This is a genomic window from Loktanella sp. DJP18, assembly GCF_049310965.1.
GTDB lineage: Bacteria > Pseudomonadota > Alphaproteobacteria > Rhodobacterales > Rhodobacteraceae > Loktanella.
Window position 1 is genome coordinate 1 of sequence record NZ_JBMERN010000199.1, and the last position, 4776, is coordinate 4776.

Below are 4776 nucleotides of genomic sequence, written 5' to 3' on the forward strand. Positions count from 1 at the left end.
GTTATGACCGCACATCCTGCCCTTCAGCAGCAGGAGGCAACACATGACCTATCCGATCATCAATCCAGGAGCGACAGCGCACACCCCGATCTCCGGTGCCGGTCCAACTGATATCGCCACCGATGACATGTATCGTATGTCGAGACTATTCGTCGAGCCATGCAGTGCGGTCCCGATGTCTCTCAATGGCCATCGCCTGCTGCACGCCCTGCTGCACAGGACCTGCCGTGATCTGCCGGAGTGGTCAGCCGAGGTCCGCCAGCCTCCTGACGGTTATCGCGCGCCGTGCGCCGCACTCCGCCGGACTCTCGGGCTCGAGTCAGACAACGGCAACCGCAACCTGGCTCCAGGAATTGCCGATCTGCGGCAGACAAACATCCTCGACGTTTTGGAATTCGGACATCAGAACGCATGGCTGACCTGGCGCTTCGAAGATGCGATGCTTCGTACAATCCTGGACGGAGAGCGCTATGGTCTGCTGGATGCCAGCGCATTGCGCAAATTCGGATCGGTCGCCGACTTCCAGATTTTCAGCCTGGTCTCCGTCGTCCGGCGGACCCGCAAAGCCGCATTCACCTTCGAGGTGCAACAGGCGGGCATCTGGACGGGGAAGCCGGAGGCCCGCTGGTCGGACGTCAGCGCCGTCATCATCAACGCCATCCGGCTGTCTTGCGCCCATTACGGCCTCACGGCTGTCGTCCTGCTCGAGGCGCGAGGTTTTTTGGCCGGGATCGATACGGTCGTGGTCCGGCTGCAGCGTCGGGGTGGTCTTTGGACCGCCTCCGGCATTGCAAAATGCTCGGTCTGGACGCGAGCCTGCGTCGTGATTGATCCCGCCGGCCACACTAGGGTGGCGTCAGCAGACTTGCCCGACCTCGTAGCGCGGCTGAGCAAGACCGGTTGGCGCCTCAAGCCGCCACAGCCGTGAGTGGACCGGCGGTCCTGCCAGCGCGTCTGGTCTGGAAAGTCCGGCCCGATACGACTGGCCCAATGCCGGGCACGGGCCGATCGCCACGCAGACCCCATCAGTCGTCAGGCGGCGCCTGACGCGGAGCAGCAGGCAGCTTGAGGCTGTAAGGCCTTGAGCCTCGTCATCGTGCACGCGCCGGGTGTCGCGCACGATGACGAGGCCCACGCCCTTGTGGAGCAGGTCGGGAGGTGCGGCGATCACAAACGAGGAGGTCGACATGCTCGACACGGCACACCACACCCCGACGATGACCCACGCCTGGCGCGACGACGTCAGCTATGGGGACATCGTCTATTTCCGTTTCCCGCTTTCCGAGGATGGAACCGTTAGCGAACACGAGGCGCGCCCCTGCCTGATCCTCGACATCGAAGTGCACGGGGGGCTGCGCTATGCTCAGCTTGCCTGCGGGGCAGCGTCCCACAGGCGCTCCGGTGTGAGCCAGCAGATCCATGTCCGTCGCCGGGCAGAGTATGCGCCAGCCGGTCTCAACGCGCCCACGTGTTTCATGGGTGCACGCCGACTACTGGTGCCGCTGACGCACGCGGGGTTCGTGGAGGCGTCCGTCACTGAGTCCCCCGTCCTGGGGCGCCTCGACGGGCAGCCGTTCGCTCAAATGAACGCAGTGCGTGGCCGCATCCATGCCCTGCGCGACATGCACACAGCGCGCCTGCGGGGCCGGAGCAGCTACTCGCGCCGGGGACAGGCGGCGGGCCGGGAATTCACGGTGGCGTTGCGGCTATCGCGACACCCTGACGCCGGAGCTGTGGGTGACCGGTCATGAGTGCGAGCGTGGACGCAGACCTGACAGGCTTGTCAGTCGAGACGTTGGCGCTGCGGGCCCTGGCACAAAGCCGGATCGTTTTGCCGGTATTGCGGACGATCGTCATCCCGATGCTGCATGCGCCAACGAGGGCGCAGGCCATCGCAGCCGCAGACAGCATCGCGCGGCGAGACCTGTTCAGCGCAGGTTTTCAGGCCGATCTCCGGGACGTGACGCAAGTCCTCACGGAGGAGATGACAAGTCATCTGGTCGTCGAAACCATGTGGTCGGATCACGACGGCGACGTGACCGGATCAACCTGGACGGAAACGATCTGGACCGATGAGGCCATCGCACTGGCACCGATCTGCGGTGAGCTCGGGCGGTTGCGCGATCTCGTCGATGCGGTCATCGACCGCCGTGATCTGACCCGCCTGCTTGCGGGCGATCCGGGACCGGCTGGCGACACGGGGCCGGCCTGCCGCTGATGATCGCCACGGACGGCACCGATGGGTGCCGTTCGAACCATTATTGGGTCAAGGACGGTTGCGTTGAATGGTGTAAAAATACGGGAAGCGCTCGTCTGCCTCAGGCTGCTTATTGAGCCCTCGTTGATCCGGTTGGCAGCTGCCCGCCGGGCTCATTGTACTACGCCGAAGTCGAAATATCTGGCCAAGACTCTGTCGGTCAGCCACACGCCGTTGTCGGTGCAATCAAACGTGCATCCTACTGCGCTTTGTCATCATGCAAGTTGATGCCCAAGGTTCTGAATTATTGTTTAAGCGCTATATTTTGTCATTGGCCGGACGCATGGCGATTAAATATAGCCTATTCGCAATATTTTCTATCTTTCACCGACAGAACAGCTTATATTATAGCGAAATCGCAATATGGTGATGAGCAAAAGCCGTGGAAAGCCATCAACAACACGTCATTGACAGCTCCGATGCGCTCGGAAGGCTTATCAAAACGCGGCGACGTCATCTCAAGATGAATCAGGAGATGCTGGCTTCACTCTGCGGCATTCCACAGCCTAACCTTTCGAAGATCGAGACGGGTCGGAGCGGGGTGAACCTGGAGACATGTCTGCGCCTGTGCGCGGCGCTCGGAATCGATCTCGTCGGAAACGTCCGGCAATGAATCTCGAGGTCTGGGTCGAACAGGTGAATGGGCCAGTCGGCATCTTGGAGCGGTTCGACGACAAGACGCTCCGCTTCACCTACAGTGCCGCAGCCGTGGCCTCCGGCAACGCGAGTTGCAGGATCTCGATGGCCCTGCCAGTGAGGGAAGAGGCCTACAGTGATGCTGCGTGTGTGGCCTTTTTCAGCAATCTCCTCTTCGAAGGGCGAGGTCTTGATGGGGTCGTCGATACCCATGGCCTCGATAGAGATGATTACGGCCAGCTGCTCTATCACCTGGGTGCCGACTGTCCGGGTGCGATTTCGGTCATGCCGGAAGGTGCTGGACCGGGAAAACGCCCTGGGCTTTTCCCTCAGGATTACGTGAAGCTTTCACAAGCTGAGATCACGGCCATGGTGAGATCACTCCACTTCGACGGCAGGCTGCCTGCAGACAGCCCCGACCCATCGCCGGTTGCAGGTGTTCAGCCAAAGCTTGCTCTGGTTTTCCGCGATGGCAGCTTCTTCTTACCCAAGGAAGGAAGTGGCGCGCCGAGTACTCACATTCTGAAGGTCTCACCCCATGGCGACGCGCGGCTTACACGCCACGAGGTCGCGTTGCTCTCGGTTGCGGCTGACATCGGTCTCGATGTCACCGAGGCTGAACGTCACATTTTTCATGATGAGAGACGTGGAGTGGACATCGAAACGATCCTCTCCACCCGGTTTGACCGAATTTTCGAAGACGGAAAAATCACCCGGCTGCACTCCGAGGATTTCTGCCAGGCCCTCGGCTTGCCGCGCAGACTGAAATACGAGCGCGAGGCGACAAATGAGGAGCGTCGCTTCAGCGCTGCTGCCGTCGGAAAGCTCAGCGCACAGGTCGCGGCCCCCGCCCAGTTCCGCCTGCGCTTTTTTCAGCAGACCTTGTTTAACCTTGCTGTCGGAAACACCGATAATCACGCCAAGAACAGCTCGATCATCTATCGGGGTGCCGCCGGTGAGCTTGCGCCGCTCTACGACGTTGTCCCGGCGACGATGGATGACCAGCACACTCACGCGTTTGCCTTCGATCTTGGCCGTGCATCCTTTGCAGAGGATCTAACGAAGGAGGATCTGCTTGTAGCCATGTCCGACATCGGTTTCGCAAAACCCCGCCTCGCCGGGCCTTGGATCAAGCTTCTCAAGCAGGTCGCCGTGCCCGGCATCGCAGCGCTCGCGGAGCGTGGAGACAAGCAGCTTGCCGACGGCATTGCAGCCCAGCTGGAGGTTGTGTCGCGCGCTCTCGAAGTCGACTTGGCAATCCCGGAGCGCGACTATTTTCCACGTGCCCAGCGTGACGAAAAACGACAAGGGAATCGCGGCGGCTGGGGCGGTTGGAGCTGAACGCATCAGAAGGGCCGCCTGACTTCACTGTCTTCAGTTCTTGGTGACATCCAACACTGTTGGTGTCGAAACCATGTGGTCCGATCACGATTGCGACGTGACAGGCTCCACTTGGACGGAAGCAATCTGGATCAATGAGGCCATCGCACTGGCACCGATCTGCGGCGAGCTCGGGCGGTTGCACGATCTCGTCGATGCCGTCATCGACCGCCGCGATCTGACGCGCCTTCTCGCAGGCGATCTGCGGCCTGCTGGCGACACAGGGTCAGCCTGCCGCTGATGATCGCCACGGACGGCACCATAGCGGTGCCGTCCAACTTGAGGCCTGGGTCATGCGCCGGGCCGTTGTTGCGGACCTGATCAGGCGGCGGCAGAACGCGCCGGCATTTTGGAGTGTCTGCAAGCGATGCAGAGCGACATTTGGATTGACACCGTCCAATGCTGCTTCCACCTCCTAACGAAGTCTAACGATAGTTGACTAACGGAAACTAACGGAATACTTCTGACTTAGGAGGTGATCATGCATTTCATGACCTTTACCG

The 4776-nt window shown here is 60.9% G+C and carries 6 protein-coding genes; all 6 read left to right on the forward strand.

Annotation, left to right across the window (positions count from 1 at the left end; all coding sequences use genetic code 11):
- The first annotated feature begins 43 nt into the window (after nucleotides 1-43).
- Nucleotides 44-928, forward strand: a complete 885-nt coding sequence (locus ACOI1H_RS23655; protein WP_422440629.1) for a hypothetical protein — start codon at nucleotides 44-46, stop codon at nucleotides 926-928.
- Nucleotides 929-1187: 259 nt separating this feature from the next.
- Nucleotides 1188-1751: a hypothetical protein gene (locus ACOI1H_RS23660; RefSeq protein ID WP_422440630.1), complete on the forward strand. Its 564-nt coding sequence runs from the start codon at nucleotides 1188-1190 to the stop codon at nucleotides 1749-1751.
- Complete coding sequence (locus tag ACOI1H_RS23665; protein ID WP_422440631.1) at nucleotides 1748-2218, forward strand: hypothetical protein; 471 nt, start codon at nucleotides 1748-1750, stop codon at nucleotides 2216-2218. The genes ACOI1H_RS23660 and ACOI1H_RS23665 overlap by 4 nt, the downstream gene beginning before the upstream one ends.
- A 421-nt stretch (nucleotides 2219-2639) precedes the next feature.
- Entirely contained in the window at nucleotides 2640-2870 is a 231-nt protein-coding gene (locus ACOI1H_RS23670; protein WP_422440632.1) for a helix-turn-helix domain-containing protein, read from the forward strand.
- Entirely contained in the window at nucleotides 2867-4234 is a 1368-nt protein-coding gene (locus tag ACOI1H_RS23675; protein ID WP_422440633.1) for a HipA domain-containing protein, read from the forward strand. Before ACOI1H_RS23670 ends, ACOI1H_RS23675 begins: the two co-directional genes overlap by 4 nt.
- Nucleotides 4235-4307: 73 nt before the next feature.
- On the forward strand, nucleotides 4308-4514 hold the full coding sequence (locus tag ACOI1H_RS23680) for a hypothetical protein (RefSeq protein ID WP_422440635.1): 207 nt from the start codon (nucleotides 4308-4310) through the stop codon (nucleotides 4512-4514).
- Nucleotides 4515-4776: the final 262 nt, after the last annotated feature.

What these genes read in the sequence shown, in the direction of transcription:
- ACOI1H_RS23680 (WP_422440635.1), top strand. Translation starts at nt 4,308, where the DNA reads ATGTGGTCCGATCACGATTGCGACGTGACAGGCTCCACTTGGACGGAA.
- ACOI1H_RS23655 (WP_422440629.1), top strand. Translation starts at nt 44, where the DNA reads ATGACCTATCCGATCATCAATCCAGGAGCGACAGCGCACACCCCGATC.
- ACOI1H_RS23660 (WP_422440630.1), top strand. Translation starts at nt 1,188, where the DNA reads ATGCTCGACACGGCACACCACACCCCGACGATGACCCACGCCTGGCGC.
- ACOI1H_RS23665 (WP_422440631.1), top strand. Translation starts at nt 1,748, where the DNA reads ATGAGTGCGAGCGTGGACGCAGACCTGACAGGCTTGTCAGTCGAGACG.
- ACOI1H_RS23675 (WP_422440633.1), top strand. Translation starts at nt 2,867, where the DNA reads ATGAATCTCGAGGTCTGGGTCGAACAGGTGAATGGGCCAGTCGGCATC.